Genomic DNA, 21,039 nt, shown 5'->3' on the forward strand with positions numbered 1-21,039 from the left:
ACACGTTCTCGCCTTATTAATACTCTTCGTATGGCGACGTTAAGGTTTTAGATTGGCTTATGGTTTTGGAGTGGTAACTTTAATGGCAACACAACTTCTCGATGACATGATTCAAGGTCATCAAGTGATTCAATCTCTCAATGTAGCAGACCTAGGTCCGGGTGAGCATAAGTTTTGGTTCCGCATCGCGACCAACGCGATCTCTCAGTGGCAACATCTTCCTGTTTTGGTATTCAAAGGTGAAAAACCTGGCAAGAAAATCATGATCACCGCAGGGGTTCATGGTGATGAATATAATGGTGTGTTAGCAGCGCAGAAGACCGCTAGAGAACTCATTGGCACTGAAGTCGCTGGTACTGTCACTATTATTCCAACCATTAACATGCCAGGTATGCTAAACCACAGCCGCGATTTCTATTCCGCAGACCCGGATGCGTCTCCTGCAAACTTAAACCGCTTTTTCCCTGGTGACCAAAACGGCAATGAGGCACAACGCTACTTATATGCATTGTGGAATGATCTGCTCAAGCCAAATGCTGATTTAGCCATTGACCTTCACACTCAAACCAGTGGTGCGGCCTACCCACTATACGTGTTTGCAGACTTCCGAATTGAGCAATCATTAGAAATGGCTCGTCTCATTAATCCTGATGCGATTTTAAATGATCCCGGAGATGCTGGCGTCCTTGAAACCGTTTGGAATAACCATGGTGTCCCAAGCATTACGGTTGAAGTGGGTATGGGGCGCTACACAGAGCAAAAACTCATTAGTCGAACCGTATCAGGCATTTTAAATGTGTTGAAGCAGCATAACGTCGTAGAAGGTGAGATAGAGCCTATCACTTCATGCTTGGAAGGAAACGAGATCGTCAGTGTGAAAGCGACACATGGCGGCTTTGTACTACCTCATGTCGGTTTGATGGATTTTGTCGAGCAAGGCCAACTGGTTGCGATTCAATACGACAGCTTTGGCACTGAAGTTGAGCGCTACACCGCCCCAACAAGTGGTACAGTGCTCAGTCACAATGTGGAATCTATTCGGGCGCCTGGCTCTCTGATCGTTCGTTTGATTAAGTAAACCATAACTGTTTGTCGATAGATCTACCTTTCGACGCTCACTCAAAGTTATATAAGCCCCATCACGAGTAATCACAAATGATGGGGCTATATTTTTGACTGCATGAGGTTACAAGGTAACAAAAATATTCCAAGCAAAACTCAAAACCGCGAGACATAAACTTCGCTTCTGTTGATTTTAGAAGTCGCATTGATGAACTTAAAACTGTCGTCCACTCTCTTGATCAACGAGAATTAGCTCATCTAACGCGAAACCTTTCTCTTTAGCAACCTGCTTAAAACGCTCCAGGATTTTCTCATCAACGTTGGGTGTTCTAGACAATAGCCACAAGTAGTCGTGGTTGTAACCGGAGACAAACGCATAGTCATAGTTTTCACCTAGCTCAAACACAATGTAAGAAGAATAGATTGGCCCAAAAAAGGAGACTTTTAAGTGCCCAACCGTTTCGTCTTCAACAAAATAAGCTTTACCTTCAGCTTCGGACCACTGTTGATCTTCTTCTGAATATCCGCGGTTTGTCACCTTAACCCCGCCATCCTCGCGAAGCCGATACTCGGCCGTAACGTTGGATAGACCACTTTCAAACGAATGATCGAGCCGTGCGATTTCGTACCACTTGCCTAGATAAGGCTCTAAATCAAAATTGTTAACTGGCTCCACCCCATCAGGTTTAGAGGTACAGCCAAATAAAGTAACAAGTGATAAAAGTAATAATGTTTTTAGCGATTTCATACAACACCTAAATTTGATTTAGTGATTGATTTTACTGTAGAAGGTAGCAAATCGATCACTAAGTCGCACCACTGTCCCAAAGGTACGTAGCTACACATCACAGTTCTTCATTATCAATAGCATGCTGAACACCAAAACCTCGTTATGTCAGCAATTCCCTAACAATATTGTTCTATGTTTTACTTACAAGTTGGTCATACTTGTATATTTTGTCAGCATTTAACCGTATGCATATAGAAACTTTGCACAATATAGACATACGCTGTCATATCACCCTCCTATAATACGTCGCGATATAGACAGAGGTTATTGTTATGAAATTAAAAACAGTGTCAGTTTGTGCACTTTTGGTATTGCTTGCGGGTTGCCAGCAGGAAAACCCAAGCCAAGCGACACAATTAACAACCTCGGCAGATGTATGTAATACACAAGGAAACATGCCAGGTGGGTGGAATGAGTTTAATGCTACCCCTGATGCACAAAAGGCAATGGCTTTTGTTTTGAAAAGAATGGACACAATAGCGTCGTTCAAACAAATACTGAACGTTCACGCGCAAATCGTTAGCGGCGTCAACTATGCCATTGAGTTTGAATTGGATGATGGCTCTATTTGGAATACAGTTGTTTATCGCAACCTAGATGGTGAGTATGCGATTACCCAATCGCCAAAAGAAGGCCACTTTTGCGAACAGTAGCGATTAAGTAAGAAAGCCCCTATCTAGGGGCTTTGGGTTTTGTGATAGCAACTGAATTAGACAGCGAAGCTACATTGAGATTTGACCGATACTGTCGAACCGACTCTTGATGGTTCAACATCAATCCTCTGCGCCATTTGTTCTTTTAACTCAGAAACGTGAGAAATAACACCGATCATGCGTCCAGTCTGTTGTAAATCCACTAGCGTTTGAATCGCGAGATCCAAAGATTCTGGGTCTAAACTACCGAACCCCTCATCAATGAATAAAGTGTCTAAACGGACACCACCACTATAGGATTGCACAACATCCGACAAGCCAAGCGCCAATGCAAGCGCTGCCATAAACGATTCACCACCGGAAAGTGTCGCAACATCACGTGTTTTTCCTGTGTAACCATCTTCAACCATTAAATCTAAGCCGCGACCCGCAGCGCCTTTGAAGCCCTCTGTTTTTCGAGCAAGAATATAGCGCCCTTTACTCATGAGGCTTAAACGTTGAGAGGCCTGAATTAAAACATCATCCAACAGTACACCAAGAACAAAGCGATGCAGGCTAACCCTGCTGCCTGTTTTACCGCTGGCAACGTCGTATAACGTACCAAACACTTTGTACTCTTCTTCTAACTTGCTATTTTTCTCATGCAGCGTAGCAATATCTTTACGAACTTTTTCAATTCGCTCAAAGGTTGAGCGCGTGGTATCGAGCTGATTCCTTACTTCAATATACTGCGCCTGCAGAGTGGTTAAGCTGTCGTTAAGCGAATCCAAGTCCGGTCTTTCAAGCGCTTTCAATGCATGGTTTAAATCATGTAGTGTTTGTTCAAGCTTGGTTTGTGTCTGTTTGAAGTTGTCTATTTCTTTCTGCCACGCTTGAAGCTCATCATCTGTCACTCTGCTATTTAGATAACTGCTTTCATCCTCAAATTTACTCGCCTGTAATGCCTCATTCCACGCTAATTCTGCTTGGCTAAGCTTTTGTTCTGACTCAGATAGCCACTGCTTGTTCGTCACTAACTGACTTTCAGCATTCGATTGCGCTAATACCGCTTGCTGCAAAGCGTTTTGCGCCTTTTCTAAACCTGTATTCAAGGTCAGAATTTGCTCTTTTGTCAGCGTAATTTCGAGATCAAGCGCATCAACGGAACTGTATTTTGGATCGATAAAAGCTTGTAACTGAGTCAATTGTTCTTGGTTTGCTTGAACAGTTGATTCATTTGCCGCCATTTTATTCTGCAGCTCATGAATTTTGTTTTCACCCACTAAGCAGCGTTGATTAAGCTGCTCAACGTTCTTTTCTAGCTTTTCAATATCAATAGACTGTAGACGTAGAAGTTGATCATTAAGCGCCTGTAACTCAGTTTGAACCGTCGAGATCTCAGATGCTGCATGCTCACCAAGCTCTTCTTTCAACTGGTTACATTGATTCTGATACTGACTAATGACAACGTTATGTTGCTCTAGCTGATTACTTAGCTGGTTCAATGATGCTTGAGCTTCTCTTTCTTTCGCTCTAGCCGCCTGAACTTGCTCTTTTGTAACGATTTCTTCAACAAACGTTGCAGGGTTAGGATGCACTTGGCTGCCACATACCGGACATGCTTCCCCTGACTTTAGTCGCTGCGCTAATACTGCCGCTTGAGCGTTGTGCCACTTAAGCTCTATCGTATCAGCGGCTTGCTGACACTGCATATAGCGCTGACTGGCTTCCTGTAATGACTGCTGCTTGCTTACGGTTAACGCCGTGAGTTTAGAGAGCTCCAAAGTAAGACCATGCAGCTTTTGTAGATCCTGTAGGAGTCGTTGTTTTTGTTTTATTTCCGCATCGATGCTGCCAACAAGCGCAACATCTACTCGGGCTTGCTCTAGATCTTTCTGGCCCTGTTGCGCCTGAAACGCTAACTTGTCTTTCAGCTCTATGTACTGTTTTAACGTTGCTTCAAATTGTTGTTTTTGTTGATGACCTGCCGTTATTTTGCTTTCCAAGTTGGCTTTTTCAAGCAACTTGTCTTTCATGCTTTCAAGTTGATACTGCAGCTGCGTTAACTGTGGGACTTTTGCCGCGGCTTCTTTTGCACTTTGCTGCAAGTTTTCTTTTTCTTTCGTAACAGCATTGGCTTTATCAAGGCTCTCTTTCAAAGCAACTATTTTTTGTCTGAGCTCTTGAGTTTGAGCTTTTGCATTTTGTAATGAAACGTAGGGTAATTCTATCTTATTGGCATTTTTAGCGTTTTCTAATTGCTGTTGACGAACTTTTATCGAGTCTGAGTGTTCTAGATGCAGCTTGAGTGCGTTTTCTGCTTGCTCTCGTTTCGAAAACTCTCCATTAATAGTTTCCGCTTTTTGTAATTCAGATTTAGCAATATTTAGCTTATCTAAAGAAGCTTGTTCATTCTTTCTATCGACTTCTAGCTGCTCAGCTGCTTGTTCAAGCTGGTGTAATAATTCCTGCTCTGAACTCACTCCTGCAACTTGTAAAGCGCCTCGAATTTGATTATCAAATTCATCTTTCGCTTTACTGATTGCGCTCGCTTTATCCTTGAGCGCGTACTCAATTTTTTTATATATGTCCGTTTGAAAGAGCTGACCAAAAATTTCTTCGCGCTCTTTAGAACTAGCAAGCAACAGCTCCCGGAATTTTCCTTGAGGCAATACCATTACTTGGCGAAATTGCGTTTCATTCAAACCAATAATATTGCTCACTTCTGTTTTAACTTGAGTCGTCTTGCTAGTGATGAGCTTTTCGGTCTCGCCGAGTTCATAAAGAGCCGCAGTGTGCTTTTTTACCGTCATCCCTTCACCACGCGCTTTGGGCGCTTCCTGCTCTGGAGATCGCACAACTCGATATTGTTTGCCATGTAACGAAAATTCTAGAACGACTTTGGTTGGTAAGTCTTGCGCCGATAAGTCACATCGCATCTGGATGCCTTGCCGCTCATTACCGGTAGTTTCACCGTAAAGGGCAAAGCAAATGGCATCTAAGATCGACGTTTTACCTGAGCCTGTAGGACCATTAATCAAAAACAGAGGGTTACGGCCAAGCTTTTCAAAGTCAATGACTTCGGTTTTTGCAAACGGACCAAAGGCTTGCATGGTAAGTTTAATTGGTTTCATCTTTGGTCCCTATTGCTGTGATAATTGCTTAATAATGTCAGTAACGGCTTGTTCTTGCTCTTGGGATAATTGACTATCTTGTGCCTCAATAAAAAAGTCTCGGAACATATCAATTTCGCTTCGGGCCAACTTTGCTTGCGCCATTTCCTGCTCTACCCCAATTAACATACCCGGTTTCTCAAGATGTAAAACGTTTGGATACACCGAACGAAGCTTTTCCATTGGATTTAAAATCGCATGTTTATCCATCAAACGAACTAACAAATAATCTTCATTTTTAGGGTCAGTCTTGCCCTGCTCTATGACTTTATCTAGCTCTCCCTCAACAATGCGCATTTCATGAGGGGCAATTAGCTCAATATGTTTAGCAGAGACAAATCCTTTCTTGTCTAGTTCGACTAACGTGAAGCCTTTCTTCTGGTTCTGTTCACCAAAACTATACTTCATAAGTGAACCAGAATAACGGATATGCTCTGCGCCTTTCTTCTGAGGCTGATGTAAATGACCAAGTGCGACGTAGTCGAAATCTAAGAAATGCTCATGACTTACGCGATCAGAGCCACCAATAGATAGTGGTCGTTCAGAGTCAGACTCAATAGCACCATCAACAAAACAGTGGCTAACGAGAACACGCCTTTGCTCTGAAATGAAATGCTCTCTTATTTGCTCTACAAGCAGTTGATGTGCCTCATCATGAGTTGATACCGAGGTTTTGTAGGCAAATCTGACCTGTTCAGGGTCGTTATAAGGCATGCCATAAAACGCTACCTCACCCGCAGAGTCCGTTTTTATGATGATGGGAGTTAGCATATCTTCAAAGTTACTAACAATATGAAGGCCTGCATTTTTCATTTGCTCTGAGCCAAAACCTAATCGTTCTGCACCATCATGGTTGCCAGATATCAATATCATCGGTGTTTTCAGTTCAGTACAAATACGCTTCACGACTCGATTTAGCAGTTCTATTGCAACCGTTGGTGGCACCGAACGGTCATAAATATCTCCCGCCACTACAACGGCATCGACGGGGTTGTGTTCAATATAGTTAATCAGTTGTTCGAGTACTGCTTGTTGATCTTCGAGTAGTGATACATTGTGGAATTGTCGACCAAGATGCCAATCTGAGGTGTGGATAAACTTCATTCGAATTCACTTTCCGCCAAATCTTTAAGCAAGGTTTGCTCCTGCAAGAATCCGAATTTCAGCCGTGTAAACATCAGAGTATTACGTGACTGGCTGAATCTGGCACAAACCAAAGCTCAATTTATTTAATTTGGGTTAGGATATCTTGAGTCGAACAGCTTTTCATGTAGTTTATGTTCTATGGTTCACTATTTCACCGGAAAGCGAGAAGAACGTTGTATAAACACCTTTTAAGCAACATTAAGTGATGGTCTCGAGTAAACATAACCGTCACATTTAAACCATTAAAAACCAACGTTTAGAAGGGACAAACTAGCTCAAGAACTACTCGTTATGCCAATTGTATAGAACTCCCACCGTATAACCATCTGGCTCGATATCAGCTTGCAAAACGTGGAAGTCTGAGTTGAGACTGCTTCTTTGATGCTCCTCAATCATTAACACTTTTAGAACACCTCCGCATGCGCCCAGCCCTCCTAGTTTAACATCAATAAATTGATACTGAGTTTGATCAGTCACCCAGGGAGACAAGAATTGCATAGCATTTAACCATCGAGGCTCATCTCCATCAACGGATAAATGCAACTCACTAAGTGAGTGATCACACCCTACTCCAAGTTGTTTAAACACTTTATCGACAGCAATGCTTTGTTGTTTGGTATCTAAATCAATTCTAACATCATCAGTAACAAGGCCGGACTGTTGAAAAAAGCACTTCGTCAAAATGATCGAGTTTTGAGATTTGGCATGCTCTTCTGCATCGCGAGCAATTTCTATAGCCAGTATCCAAGTTGCTTGTGTTTCGTTAACTTCACGGTTTATCCGATTTAGCGCCATCAAGAACGCCGCTTGACCATAAGGATAAAAATAAATTTCTCTATTGGCAGAGTTACCAAGGATAAGAGAAAACTCGTTTATCAATGCCTTAAGCAAGCTTTTATCTACCGAAGACGGTAAAAGAACGCAGATATTCCCTTTGATATCACTTTGCTCCAGTATCTCGCGCTTAGAGCGCACAAGATTTAATATCTGCTCATACAGTGATTGATCAGGATAGGATCTTGGTGTTTCTGCGGGCAATCTAAAACATTCGTTAGCTATCTCACGAACAGTGTATGGCCTGCCATTAATAGCAAGAAGATGAGTTTGAAATGCGAGTGGCATCTAGCCTCCGATTAAAACCGTAGGCATGCCAGACAGAATTTTACCACCATGAGACGTTGAATCCCCGACCCTTGCCGCTGGCTTACCGTTGATTGTAACGCTAGAAGAGCCTGCTGAGATGCTATCCGGAGGACCTATACATATAAGCTTATCTCCCTGCCTAGCCGCTGGAATGCCGCCAATTGTCACGTTTGGCGAGCCAACTACGACTGGGCCACCTACATGAGGAATTTTTCCTGTTTTTTTAGGACAAAGATGAAAGCTGCCCAATATCGCGGCTGGTTTACCCACTTTAAATCACCTTAGTTCAATGAAATTTGCCCAGCTTTAAGAGCGATAGCAGAGCCGTTAATAGATATTTTATTGCCTTTGATGTTGATTTCTCCGGAACTAGACATCTGAATCGAAGCGCCACCGACTTTGATCTCGATACTCTTTCCTGCATTAAAAGACAACACTTCACCCGTTTCATTAGAAAAGTTTTTACCTACTTTCAAGGTCGCATTCTTGCCAATCTCTTGATTGACATCATTCGTCACTTTTTCGGTTTTACTGTTTTCAACGGCAATATCAACACAGTCTTCAACTAGCATTTGGAAAAGTTTTTCGGCATGAAGATAGATGTGTTCTTCACCGGGTTTGTCATCAAAGCGCAACTCATTAAAATTAGATGTGCCTTTTTGTACAGAACGCGATTTATAACCACTTTGAGAGCTTTGCTCTGGTAACGTGTAGGGAGGGAGTTGACTACCATTGTACAGTGACCCCGTAACAATTGGCTGGTCAGGATCGCCATTGACAAACTCGACGATGACCTCTTGTCCTACTCTAGGATGAAACACCGAGCCCCATCCGTTACCCGCGATATTTTGCGCAACACGAATCCAACATGAGCTGTTTACATCGTATTTACCAACACGATCCCAGTGAAACTGAACTTTAATACGACCGTGTTTGTCTATGTAAATTTCGCCATCTTTGTTTCCCGTTACTACTGCGGTTTGCAAACCTTTCATCTGAGGTTTCGGATAGTTCACTGAAGGGCGAAGGATTGTTTTTGAGTCAACACAACTAAATGATACTTTAACACCTTGCGCAGCAGTGCCACCTTGACCAGTCTGATTATAAACAGCCGCAGATAAAAAAACGGAGGACAGTACGTATTCTTTGCCGACTCGAGACTTATCTTCATGCTTTTTAAACTTAAAGCACTTTCCCACACTGAACGTTCGACACGTTGCCTCGCCACGGCACAGATATGCGTTTTGCTGTAGTGCTTCTATAGCGTGCGTGTTTCTAAGTGCGTATTGGTCATCACTTTCCGTTTCACCCATGTATTCAAAATACTCGCTTTCAGGCACGGTAAAAAAATCACTTTCACCCTTGGCAGTATTTTTAGGATTAGACGAAGGCTTAAGCATGTTATAGCCAGACTTTTGGCTTGCTTTAGTCGTCAAAACTTGGGTTTCATGCCAAGAAGAAATATGGCTAGACTTAGCTGTACCTGTATCAAAATCGACTAAAAACTCTGTACCCGGCTTATAGAAACTGATGTCGTCAAAAATCTTAAGCGTGTGGACAGACTTAGTGTGTGTGAAACAGAACGATAGCCCTTCTTCTGACAATAAGCGTCGGACAAATTCAAGGTCTGACTCTTCATATTGCACTTTGTATGTGTATTTAGGGTACGACTTAGTTAACTCAAAACTAAAGGCGACACTATGCTCCGAGAGTACTTCGGAGATAATTTCTTTTATATCTTTATGCTGAAATATTCTGCAATTTTTTCTGTAATCGGCGAAACGTAATTTAGGCTCTATTAATAACTCTATATTTTTATAATTCTCACCATTATGAGTATTAGAAACTCGTTGCCCTTCTAATCTTGCAGCAGACACATAACCATGTATATAACGAGGTTTTGAAGAAACATCCTCACTATTTTCAAGGGTAATTGTTACTTCTTTACCAATTATTTCGTTTAACTCACTTCGTTGATCATTAAAGTAAGCTTTAGCACGCAATGAAAAAAGTTCTGAGATCTCTTCTCTATACTCAAATGAGTTTAGTATGATGGCATCTTTTCCGAATGGAGAGGAAATTCGGATGAAATTGTTATCTTGAGTTGCTCTTTTCATTAAATACTTCTTTCAAAAAATGCGGGGGAATATTCCCCCGCATAAAAATTACATTTGTTGACCTTTAACACCGCTGTAGCCGTATACCAATGGCGCAGAAGTGTTGTTTTTATCGTCAGTAGGAGTCACTGTCATCATCATTTCAGTGTAAGAAATAGTGATGGTTTCAACTGGACGATCATCCTGGATAGAAACTGAGTAGTTAGAAATCATCGCATCAGTCAGTTCGATCTTCATGATTTCTTCAACTTTCTCACCCTGCTTAGTAATATGGAAAACCGCAGGTTTACCTTTACCAATTGTCGCTTCTTTAAATAAGTCAGGAGAAGAACGGTCTTGAAGTTTAGTGATAGTCAAATCATATAGACGAGTAGCGCTCGCTTCACGGTCCATCGCTGTACCAGTGTATGATGAGATCTCACGACCTACACTCCAATCTACAGATAGTAGTGTAATCAAATCTTTATATTGCTCGGCAGTTGCCTCACCCTTAATATCTGCGTATTTAAGATACGTATTAGACTGCATGCTAATCTCCTATAGCATTATTAATTGACATATATCGTAGTAATTTAATTATCTGACGTTTGATGATAATTAGTGATTAATGTATCAAAAACTTCATTTTAAATACGCCCTGTTATATCTTTAAATAAGACTTAATTTAAGCGTTTTTTATAAAAAATAATAGTTAATATGAACCAACTCCCAATTATTATTGAGAGTGTAAAGGATGTTAAACTATTGAGACATCAAGTCCACTAGTTGTACCTTTAACAATAATTTCATCAAACGTCTTATCATTAAGAATTGCATGCAATATTTCATGAGAAATCTTAGGAAGTAATGTGTTTTCTATGGTTGTCTGTACCACACGTGCACCGCTCCCCGACTCATTACTATTGTCTACAATATCATTAATTAGTTCTTCATCAAAAAATAGGTCAGCGCCGTAATTTTTACGAATGCGATTCGTAACTTTGGCTAATTTTAATTTTGTTATTTCTATCAATACTTCTCTTGATAGAGGCAAATAAGGTAATACATTAACACGTCCTAAAAATGCAGGTTTAAAGTCAACCAACAAATCGTCACGCAAAGCATCTTTTAGTGCTGAAGGTTCTGGAGATAAATCAGGATCAGAATACAACGACATCGTCGTTTCGGTCCCTGTATTCGCGGTCATAATAATAATAGTGTTTTTAAAATCTATATCGCGACCTTCACCATCTTTAATTGAGCCTTTATCGAATACCTGATAAAAAATATCTTGAACTCCAGGGTGTGCTTTTTCCATTTCATCCAAGAGAATCACACTATAAGGTTTGCGTCTGACGGCTTCAGTAAGTACACCACCTTCGCCATACCCAACATAACCTGGAGGCGAGCCTAATAATAAGGAAACTTTGTGCTCTTCTTTAAACTCGGACATATTGATAGTTGTGACATTCTCTTCACTGCCGTACACTTTCTCTGCAATAGCTAAAGCAGATTCAGTTTTACCCACTCCACTTGGTCCCGTGAGAAGAAATACACCATTTGGTCGTGTCTCATCCGTGAGCTGTGCACTGGCAGTTTTTATCACTTCAGACATGACTTCCAAAGCGTGCTCCTGTCCGACAACTCGTTTACACAAACTCTCTTTCAAACTCAGTACTGCTTGGATTTCATCATCCTGGAGTTTGCCCAGTGGTATCCCGGTCCAATCTGAAATTACTTCTGCAATAAGCGCTTCATTGACATGCGAAAATACTAATGGCTGCGAGTTAGCGGAGAGGCTACTTTCGAGCTCCTGTAACTTGTCCCTAGCAGTCTCAGAACCCTCCTTGATTATTTGAGCTCTAAGTGACTTAGCTTCACTTACCCACTCTTTTTCTTTCTCCCACAGCGTCTCTAGTTCAACTATTTCACTAGATAGAACATCAATCTCTTTTCTGACATCTTGCAACTGCATATCAAGAGGTGTACCTAGCTGACTTTCTTGGCTTAGGTGCTCATACTCAGCTTGCTTGGCTTTTAGTTTATTCCTTTTCGCATCTAGACCTCCCGGTGTAGACGATTGACTTAACGCAACTCGCGAGCAGGCTGTGTCTAAAACAGACACAGCCTTATCTGGCAGTTGTCGGCCATTAATGTATCGAGCTGAGAGTTGAACGGCAGCATTGAGAGCCTGGCTAGTGATGTGGACGTCATGGTGTTGTGCCATTACGTCAAGTAAACCACGTAACATCTCGATCGCTAGCTCCGGCGCTGGCTCGTCGACCTTCACTACTTGAAAGCGTCTGGTAAGAGCCGCGTCTTTTTCAAAATACTTTTTATATTCTGCCCAAGTTGTTGCTGCGATCGTCCTGAGTTCACCTCTCGCTAACGCTGGCTTTAGAATATTCGCTGCATCACCTTGTCCTGCTTGTCCCCCACCACCAATCAGACCATGTGCTTCATCGATAAACAAAATAATGGGTTGTGGTGCGTCGTTAACTTCTTTCACAAGGTTTTTAAGTCTGTTTTCAAACTCACCTTTCATGCCAGCACCAGCTTGCAATAACGCCAGATCCAAAGACTTAATCGCTACATTTTGTAGAGCAGGAGGTACATCGCCATCGATAATCTTTTGCGCCAAGCCTTCAACAACGGCTGTTTTTCCAACGCCAGCTTCACCAGTTAGAATCGGGTTGTTTTGTCGACGTCTTAATAAGATGTCGATCATTAAACGGATTTCATTGTCTCTACCAATAACCGGATCTATCTTACCTTCCCTAGCCTGCTCAGTAAGATCTGTTGTAAATTGATTCAGCGCAGAATTCGCGTTTGATTTCCCTAGGTCATTCGATCCTGATTGACGCGTATTACTTTCTTTAAAGTTCAATAACCGAGATGGTTCTATCTTGTTTAGCTCAGGGCTAATCGAACCAGCCATGTTGACTAACGTATTATCGGACAAGTAGGCAAATAAAAGATGAATGCAATCCAACTGCTCCTGATTGAATTCAATCGTTGCCGATAGCAAAGCATTTTGCATCACAGTCACTGTGTGAGCTGAAAGACCTGGGACCGATTGACATCCCGTTTTGTATTTTTCAAGTGTCTTTTGAAGATCAGTTTCAACCTTGATTTTATCGACATCAAATTCGTCGAAAACTTCCGAGTAAATATCGGCAGGGTGTTGAATAATCGTCATTAACCAGTGAGACATTTCAATACTGTGATGGGTTCGAGAGCTTGCCATCGCAGCTGCTTGTTCAAGTGTTTCCTTAGCCTGAGGAGACAATCTTTCGACCAACGCTGAAAGTGAGAGTGAAGCCATTATGTTTCCTTTAAATAGTAATTGTTATGGTTCGATCTTTTGTGCGTTTATGTTTTTTAAGTACAGAACCAACACCTAACTGACCATGTTTTTTTGATAAACAAACTTGAGGTAATAAACTATGTTTGGTGGTGAGCTGCCATTTCACTTGCTTATGCTTACCAATAAATTCATAAGCCGCACGTTTAATAATTTCTACATTTGGATGGTTAGGCAGTAATTTACTAACCAGATCTTTGTGCTTTGGCAGAAACTCGATCGTTGTTCCTGCGTTTATATTCCAAGCTTTCGAGCCTAAGGATGCTCCGGAACCAAGTTGAGCAAACTGCCCTTCTGGCATAGTTCGAGATGAAAGACGTGTTTGCTCTTCTTTTGCAAGATGTAGCCACTGCCCTTGAAACTCATGAATCTTTACTTGGCATCCAGATAAACATTCAAGAACACTTTTTAGTCCAGCTTTACTTCTCGTCGGTGAAGCAAAAACACCACCATAGTGCAGGGACAAAGAACTACCCTGCCCAGTTAATGCCGATTTACAATCTTCTAAAGGTGAACGTAATCCCTGTGCATGAGCACGAGACTGAACGGTCAATTGACTTAGTTGCCAGCATCGATAGTAAAGAGACAGTAAACGATGGTTAAAAATATCGTAGAAATCCACCATTGCTGTATCGCCTTCTTTTTGACGATGCAAAGCTAACTCGCTGTAGTGCTGAGGAAGCACCCCCTGCTCACCCGTTAGGCCTATCAGATTAGTTTCTAGTGCTAGCTTGTGGCTATCAATATGTTTCAGATCGCAAAGCTGCGCATTTTCAAAACCTAACGATGGGTTGACCTTTAGGTTTAGTTTTTCATGCTTAGGTAGAGCATCTGTCCCTATTTGTGCCTCGGCTTGCAAGATCTCGTGTTCGATAAGGTGAATTGCTTCAAACAACGGATGTTGCTTTAGATCTCGATAAAATTGCTCCGCGATCATAGCAACACCTTATCGCCAGTTAATGCAGGCCATAAGTGGAAGGGTTTTCCCGTTGACTTAAGTCTTATTTCTAGCTGCGTAAAAATGTTAATTTCAGCATATTGTGCAAAGTAAACGGATAAAACACTACCTAGGAGGAAGATTTGCTCTTTAGGTAAAATTTGATCAGAAACCGTCAAAATGATTTTTATACCGTGCGCAAAACCAACTTTACCTTTCTGACTTACTCTGCCTGTAGTCGGCTCGAACTCTAACTTCGCTAAAGCATCAATTACCGCTTTCGTTTCTGCGGTCCCAGAAAATGCATAGAGATTCAGAGTTTGCTTCAAAGTTGTTAATCCATCTTCTTCGGTAAAGTGGTTTAAAGTTAGAAGCTTAGTTAACTGCCATCGTGTACTTTCATCCATTTCTGGCCGGAGGGTTTCTGATATAGAAACTAAACAACGAACTGACTCGAAGTTGTCATTTACTTCCGGCAAAGAGACTTTTGGAAGACCGCCTCCAAATGGAAGCTTCTGCGCTAAATTACGATTGCAGCACTCCGCTTCAACGTACATTAGCCAGTTTTCTCGGCTCTCTGGACTGAACAATTGATGCCTTTTATCAACAAAAGAAATGTAAGTTTCCCTGCCCGGTTCATCGTATCCACCAGCCCAATTTTTATCCTCACGTCTCATCAACCAATAAATTTCACTGGCGTTCATATAATGCGTGTGCTCACCAGCGTGATAACATGGCAGGTTGTGATACGTTTTGTTCCAGTTTCTCAATGTTACGTCAGAAATAGAGACAACCTCGTTACTCTCGGCTTCCTGGTATTGCGGTGATAAGTGGTAATCGTACTCGGTTGGTAGAATACGCTTGGGCTCCATAACACTTTTAAATAAGTTGACGACTGGCACACAACCAACCATCAAGCTCTCTTCATCCACTTGCTTAGGAAGCCAATCATCATTGGTATCAAAGTAAAAATACAGTTCAGCTTGCTCTCCAAGAGCTAGCTCTGATAATCCAAGTTCAGTGATATCAAAGAACATGAACTTCTCAGGAAAGTGCAGATACTCAACAAGTAATCTTGCTCCCGAAAAGCTTCTCTTACTGTATGGAACAACCTTCTCATCTTCTGAAAACCCCACTTCAATAAGATGCCTTTTCGTTAAAGAACGAACTTCTTTGCCACCCGCAACGACAGATAAACCAATTAGATTTTGAAATAGCATTTGGTAAAGTTTAAACGTCAACTGAGATTGCCCGTTTAAATAAAAGCGCAACCGTTCTAATCCCATGTCACTCAGAGATGTCTCTTCATCTTGGGCGGTGAGCTGGATTTTCAAAACTGAATGAGCATGGCTTTCCCATTGGGAGCCCACCGATTTAAGCGGTGCGTTTTTGAAAGCGCCAGAGGTCACATCAACAGGGTACATTCTGACCGGATAACAGGTTCTAAACTCGCATTCGTGGTATCCAGGAGCACCGATAACGACTCGCTCACCTTCTTCTACGTCAAAAAAAGAGGAAGTGGAGCTAGAGCAGTTCATCTTAATGACGGACATTGATGGAATTGGTGCGTGAAAATCCGGATATAACTGCCCCATCAAAGATTCAGTGAACTGAGGATAACTATTGTCTAAACTTTGTCTAATCCTTGCCGTTAGAAATGCACAGCCTTCTAGCAATCTTTCTACATGTGGATCGTCAACCTGCTCCTCACTGATACGGAGTCTCGCAGCGATCTTAGGATACTGCTCCCCAAACTCTTGTCCTTTGTGACGTAAATAAGCTAACTCGCGATTATAGTATTTGAGAAACTCTTCACTCATTTCGCTCTACTCAGTTTCATACCTAAATTTACCGGCTCTACTTCAGAATTGAATCGCACTTCATGAATGCTGTTATCGATTAAGCAAGTGGCGCTAATTTGTAACCTCAACACCCTATCAATAGCGTTTTTCTCGTCCGAAATCTGAACATAAGGATTCCTTAACCTAGGCTCGAACTCTTTAATTGCATCATGAACAATGTCACAAAGCTGATTCTGCCCCTCTTGGCTGCTATAAGGCATCGAGGAAAAATCTGGCAGACCATAATTCAATATTGAATAGCGAACCTCTAAAAGGTCATCAGGAATGTTTTTCCATCCGATACGACTATTTAACATAGACTCCAGATCTCTAAGCAAGCTGTTCAACATCTGTTGTTGGCTCGTAGGGAAGTCTTTTTCATCTCTAGTTGAAGGATCACTATCCATCAATTTGTCGAGCAGAGAAATGGTTAAAGACATGTTATTGTTACGCTATTTGTTTCGACTCTAACAATGTAATCAAGTCACAGATTGGGAGGGCTGAATCACCAACTAGCCAACATTTTTGGCCTAAACCCACGAAGGATTCTTGCTCACCAAGCTGTTTCCAATCTGTTTCTCGACCTAGCTTTTGTGCGTCAGTTTCTGAGTCAACATAGGTCAATGGCATATGGCCTTCTCCTTCGCCAAGTCCGTCAATATCAAACTCTACAGGTCGCCAAATACTTTCTAATAAAGAGGTAGGTGCTTTTATTTCTAGCGCTTGAATGCTAGAAATTGGAACAAGAAAATAGTTACCCGCGGTGGAAAACAGTTCAATGTAACCACCTAAACGATCATCAATATCCCTAGCATCTTCATAGTTTGTACCGTTTATGTTAAAGCCTTTAATAGTACGATGCTCTTCAATGCTATGCGCTAGGTGTGACGCTTCTGCATAGTCTTGATTTTTGAGAGCGAGGTTAAAGCGAACAAGCTCTTTAGTGAATTCCTCGTCACCTAATACCTTGGCACTAGCCGCACCGTCGATAAAATCTTTTCTAGCCTGGGCCGCTTTCACTAAATGTCGCAACTGACTTGCACCAGGTAGATACTCAGGAAACAATTTGATCGATTGCATAAGTTGCTCATCCGCACGCTCGAAGTCTCCATCAATGCAAAGCAGCTCAATGAACGAGCTTCTCAAGCTTGCATCTTTAGGCGCCGCTTTAATTTCATCAATTAATAGCTCTAGAGCTTGTTGCAATTGGCCTTGGGACAAAGCATTTTTCCATTGGGTCATTGTTATTTCCTTACACCAAGTGCTCTGGTGATAATTCAGTAATTAATTTAATGCTAGATACCATTTGATCGAGCTGGAAGTGCGGTCGCAAATGGATGACAGAGTAATAGTGTCCTGGAGTTTCTCTTTTCTCTCGAACCGTAATTTTCGCTTCATTTAAGGGGTACTTCGCCCTAAGTTCATCAGATGCTTCATCCGACGCGGTAGTGTACTGATGCAACCATCGTTGAAAGTCCCGCTCTAGGCTTTCTGCATCTTGATACCCACCAATCTTGTCACGCCCCATAACCTTGAGATAATGTGCGACTCGCGACACACACAACGTGTATTGCAACATCGACGTGAGCTTTGCATTCGTTGAAATGTGTTTTTCTGCATATTGCTTAGGCTTGTAGAGAGATACATTCGAGGTCATCCCTACCATATCGGTTTCAGGTACAGGAGAAATAGAAATGAAACCGCATTCAGACAACTCTTGTTCTTTTCTCTCAGAGATCTTTAAGTTTAAAGGACATCTTTCACGGTCATTCTTGCCATTAACACGCATTTTGTTCTTAGTAGGAGCAACGATAATACCCTGACTATAATCCCCTTGCTTAATGCCTCGCATGTGCGTAAACCACCCATGCTCCTGAAACGCTCTAATTGATACGGCCGCAAAACAATACGCGCTACTCCCCCATAGCAAATCGCGATTAGAGTCGTAGACATGCTCTTGAAAGTCGAACTGATCGTTGCGTGAACCATCACTTTTATATGGCTGACGGAATAAAACATTCGGCGCAGTCAGGCCAATAAATTTGGTATCATCGTTGTCTCTCAAACTGCGCCATTTTGCGTAATCTGCCTGTTCAAATTGGGCCGCAATATCTCTTATCGCAGAAAGCTGTGAAAAACTGTCAACACCAAACATCTCCGGCGATGCTGACATAATGAACGGGCTGAATGCTGCCGCTGCAGACTGAGAGATCTTGCTGAGCACAGACAGATCTCTATCAAAATAATTTTTACTCGCATCACAACGAAGTTGATAATCGCCAACTACCACGCCAAAGGGTTCTCCCCCGGCCATGCCATATTCATTTTGATAGAGCAGCTTAAATAGTGCTGATTGGTCAAACTCGATGGCTTTTAGTGCATCTTTACTGACTTCATTCCATGTTGCCGCCAACACCTTGACTTTGACGGAGTCTGATGAGCGAGTGTCGACCTGTTCGCATAAATACCTCACGCCGATCCAACCTCTTTCGAGTTGTTGAAACTCAGGATGATGTATTATTTCGTTTAATTGAGATTCTAATAGCTCATCAATTCGGTTTATCGTGTTCATCACACTATGACGAAAACTGTCCAAATCTCTTGAACGCGTACCTTCTAGCCAAATTCGAGCTGCCTCTACAAGATCAGAAGATTCATTGAATCGAGTCAACCACGGGCTATCAAGCTCAGCATGGCCTCCTGTGCTGAATTCATGCTTTAGCTTACTGGGATCGCGAAAGTTAAGTGACACTGCTATTTCCATCTAGAACATAACGATTTGGTATGGCTGGCCTTACGACCAGCCAATTCATTTCTTATCCACCCGACTGAGGGATCTTTGCAACAAGTCGCAAAGATGTCGTCAATTCTTCCATTTGCAGCCAAGGCTTAAGCCATGCTACAGCATTGTAAGAACCTGGTGCGCCAGGGATTTCCTTAACCTGGACACGAGCATCTGCTAGAGGGTATTTCGCTCGGATCTCTTGACCACCACCCTCTGAAGCATTTACATAGCCTAGAATCCAGCGGTTCAACCAAGACTCAACGTCTTCTGCTTCCATAAAGCTACCGATTTTATCTCGAGCCATTACCTTCAAATAATGCGCAAAACGAGATGTCGCCATCATGTAAGGTAGACGTGCTGAAATCGCCGCATTAGCCGTTGCTTCTGGAGATTCGTGGTTCGCCGGTTTTTGACAGGTTTGCGCACCAAAGAACACCGCATAGTTGGTGTTTTTGTAGTGACAAAGCGGTAAGAAACCAAGTTTACCCAGCTCTGCCTCACGTCGGTCGGTAATACCAATCTCTGTTGGACACTTCATATCAGGATCGCCATCATCACTCATGAAGAAATGTGTTGGCAAATTATCCACTCGACCACCACCTTCTGCACCACGGATAGCTGTACAGAATCCATATTTTGAGAAGGCGTCTGTTAACTTAACACCAAGAACATACGAAGAGTTCATCCAACAGTAGTCATTATGCTCAGCATTGACAGCAATACCTGACACTGCATCTACTTCGAACTCTTCAAATCCAAATTCCTCAACTGGAGCAGTGGCTTGTCCGTATGGCAAACGAGCCAGAACTTTCGGCATAGTCAGACTAACAAAACGTGAATCAGCACTCTCACGGAACGAACGCCATTGAGCGTATTCTAGCGACTCAAAGACCTTGTCTAGATCGCGTGGTTTTGACAGTTCAGTCCACTCATCAAAGCCAAATAGTGCTGGTGAGGCCGCGGACAAGAATGGGGAGAAGCCTGAAGCGGCTACATTTGACATTAGGCGCAGCGACTCAATATCCTCTGGGTGGTTGGTAAACTCATAGTCACCAATTAATGCACCATAAGGTTCACCACCTGCACTGCCAAACTCAGATTCGTAAACTTTCTTAAAGATCTGGCTTTGGTCAAATTCAACCGCTTTACTCAAGTCTTTATGTAACTCTTTCTTAGTCATACTCATCATGCGAATTTTCAGAGTAGAGCTCGTCTCTGAGTTCATCACTAGATAATTTAAACCACGCCAAGAACCTTCAAGTTTCTGTAATTCAGGATGATGCATTACTTCAGACAACTGATCAGAAATCTGTTTATCAAGTAAATTAATCGCTTCACGAAAAGTTACCGTTAGGTTTTTGTTCCAAGTAACCGTCCCTTTCATCGCTTCTTCAGTGAGCGTTTTAATTAGCTCTTCAGCACGAGAGGCTTCTGTCTGCTTAGTTGCACTAATAGCTTGATCTAAAAATGAAGTTGTTTGTTCATTAACAGTTGGATCTAACTGCTTTTCAGCTTCAGTCGTCATTATTCAGCTCCTTCAGTACTGTCTGACTTCGCTTTCTTGCCAAGATCTAACTCGCCCGCAAGTTTTGCCAGATTGTCTGTGTTGTTCAAAACATCCTCTAAGATGTTTTCAAGCTCTTCAGAACGGTCAACTTTTGTCATCAAATCACGCAGTTTATTACGCGTTTCCATCAGTTGGCGCAGTGGATCAACTTGATTTACGATCGCAGCGGGCTCAAAGTCTTGCATTGATTTAAAGTTCAAATCCACCTCAAACTGTGAATCGTCGTTCGCAAGCTTGTTCGCAACTTTGAACTTAACCGATGGGTTCATCTTTTTGAGCACATCATCGAAGTTGTCTCGATCGATCTGAATAAAACGGCGGTCTTTCAATGGCTTCAACGCTTCAGTGTTTTGACCAGCGAAGTCACCCATTACACCTACAACAAAAGGTAGCTCTTTCTTAAGAGTTGTACCTTCAGTTTCAACATCATAGGTAATGTGGACACGAGGCTTCCGTACTCGTGACAGTTTCGAGTGGATACTCGTCATACCATTCTCCCTTTA

17 protein-coding genes are annotated in these 21,039 nt (G+C 42.2%); 2 read left to right on the forward strand and 15 right to left on the reverse strand.

What is annotated here, in order from left to right:
* Positions 1-82 precede the first annotated feature (82 nt).
* Positions 83-1,078 carry a succinylglutamate desuccinylase/aspartoacylase family protein gene (locus tag MSG33_RS04105; protein WP_248379955.1) on the forward strand — a complete coding sequence of 332 codons (996 nt, stop codon included), beginning with the start codon at positions 83-85 and terminating at the stop codon, positions 1,076-1,078.
* A 198-nt stretch (positions 1,079-1,276) separates the two neighbouring features.
* Here MSG33_RS04105 and MSG33_RS04110 read toward each other — a convergent pair whose 3' ends face one another.
* Entirely contained in the window at positions 1,277-1,810 is a 534-nt protein-coding gene (locus MSG33_RS04110; RefSeq protein ID WP_005396398.1) for a lipocalin family protein, read from the reverse strand.
* Between the two features lie 314 nt (positions 1,811-2,124).
* Between MSG33_RS04110 and MSG33_RS04115 the strand changes: the two genes are divergently transcribed.
* Positions 2,125-2,505: a cystatin domain-containing protein gene (locus MSG33_RS04115; RefSeq protein WP_005396397.1), complete on the forward strand. Its 381-nt coding sequence runs from the start codon at positions 2,125-2,127 to the stop codon at positions 2,503-2,505.
* Positions 2,506-2,561: 56 nt separating this feature from the next.
* Here MSG33_RS04115 and MSG33_RS04120 read toward each other — a convergent pair whose 3' ends face one another.
* The 14 genes from MSG33_RS04120 to tssB all read right to left on the reverse strand — a co-directional run bounded on the left by MSG33_RS04120 (position 2,562) and on the right by tssB (position 21,024).
* Positions 2,562-5,618 carry an SMC family ATPase gene (locus MSG33_RS04120; protein ID WP_248379957.1) on the reverse strand — a complete coding sequence of 1,019 codons (3,057 nt, stop codon included), beginning with the start codon at positions 5,616-5,618 and terminating at the stop codon, positions 2,562-2,564.
* Positions 5,619-5,627: 9 nt separating this feature from the next.
* Complete coding sequence (locus MSG33_RS04125) at positions 5,628-6,761, reverse strand: exonuclease SbcCD subunit D (RefSeq protein ID WP_012842192.1); 1,134 nt, start codon at positions 6,759-6,761, stop codon at positions 5,628-5,630.
* Positions 6,762-7,085: 324 nt separating this feature from the next.
* Positions 7,086-7,925 carry an NAD/NADP transhydrogenase subunit beta gene (locus tag MSG33_RS04130; protein ID WP_104972671.1) on the reverse strand — a complete coding sequence of 280 codons (840 nt, stop codon included), beginning with the start codon at positions 7,923-7,925 and terminating at the stop codon, positions 7,086-7,088.
* Positions 7,926-8,216, reverse strand: a complete 291-nt coding sequence (locus tag MSG33_RS04135) for a PAAR domain-containing protein (RefSeq protein WP_005375969.1) — start codon at positions 8,214-8,216, stop codon at positions 7,926-7,928. It lies immediately after the preceding gene.
* 11 nt (positions 8,217-8,227) lie between these two features.
* Positions 8,228-10,063, reverse strand: a complete 1,836-nt coding sequence (tssI, locus tag MSG33_RS04140) for a type VI secretion system tip protein TssI/VgrG (RefSeq protein WP_104970760.1) — start codon at positions 10,061-10,063, stop codon at positions 8,228-8,230.
* Positions 10,064-10,111: 48 nt separating this feature from the next.
* Positions 10,112-10,591, reverse strand: a complete 480-nt coding sequence (locus MSG33_RS04145) for a type VI secretion system tube protein Hcp (RefSeq protein WP_005375967.1) — start codon at positions 10,589-10,591, stop codon at positions 10,112-10,114.
* A gap of 208 nt (positions 10,592-10,799) precedes the next feature.
* A complete protein-coding gene (gene tssH / locus MSG33_RS04150) occupies positions 10,800-13,367 on the reverse strand; it encodes a type VI secretion system ATPase TssH (protein ID WP_124007982.1) in 2,568 nt (855 codons plus the stop codon).
* Positions 13,368-13,377: 10 nt separating this feature from the next.
* Complete coding sequence (gene tssG, locus MSG33_RS04155) at positions 13,378-14,343, reverse strand: type VI secretion system baseplate subunit TssG (RefSeq protein ID WP_046875360.1); 966 nt, start codon at positions 14,341-14,343, stop codon at positions 13,378-13,380.
* The gene (gene tssF, locus MSG33_RS04160) at positions 14,340-16,163 is read right to left on the reverse strand and encodes a type VI secretion system baseplate subunit TssF (RefSeq protein WP_046875359.1); all 1,824 of its coding nucleotides are present in this window, start codon (positions 16,161-16,163) and stop codon (positions 14,340-14,342) included. The genes tssG and tssF overlap by 4 nt, the downstream gene beginning before the upstream one ends.
* The gene (gene tssE, locus MSG33_RS04165; protein WP_248379959.1) at positions 16,160-16,624 is read right to left on the reverse strand and encodes a type VI secretion system baseplate subunit TssE; all 465 of its coding nucleotides are present in this window, start codon (positions 16,622-16,624) and stop codon (positions 16,160-16,162) included. The genes tssF and tssE overlap by 4 nt, the downstream gene beginning before the upstream one ends.
* 7 nt (positions 16,625-16,631) lie before the next feature.
* Positions 16,632-17,426 (reverse strand): type VI secretion system accessory protein TagJ, encoded by a 795-nt coding sequence (locus tag MSG33_RS04170; protein ID WP_104973744.1) that lies wholly within the window; start codon positions 17,424-17,426, stop codon positions 16,632-16,634.
* 10 nt (positions 17,427-17,436) lie between these two features.
* Complete coding sequence (tssC, locus tag MSG33_RS04175; RefSeq protein WP_248379961.1) at positions 17,437-18,948, reverse strand: type VI secretion system contractile sheath large subunit; 1,512 nt, start codon at positions 18,946-18,948, stop codon at positions 17,437-17,439.
* A 52-nt stretch (positions 18,949-19,000) separates the two neighbouring features.
* Positions 19,001-20,494: a type VI secretion system contractile sheath large subunit gene (gene tssC, locus MSG33_RS04180; protein ID WP_248379963.1), complete on the reverse strand. Its 1,494-nt coding sequence runs from the start codon at positions 20,492-20,494 to the stop codon at positions 19,001-19,003.
* The gene (gene tssB, locus MSG33_RS04185) at positions 20,494-21,024 is read right to left on the reverse strand and encodes a type VI secretion system contractile sheath small subunit (RefSeq protein WP_005396385.1); all 531 of its coding nucleotides are present in this window, start codon (positions 21,022-21,024) and stop codon (positions 20,494-20,496) included. The genes tssC (MSG33_RS04180) and tssB overlap by 1 nt, the downstream gene beginning before the upstream one ends.
* Positions 21,025-21,039 lie beyond the last annotated feature (15 nt).

This window comes from Vibrio sp. 1CM7H (assembly GCF_023161645.1).
Lineage (GTDB): Bacteria > Pseudomonadota > Gammaproteobacteria > Enterobacterales > Vibrionaceae > Vibrio > Vibrio diabolicus.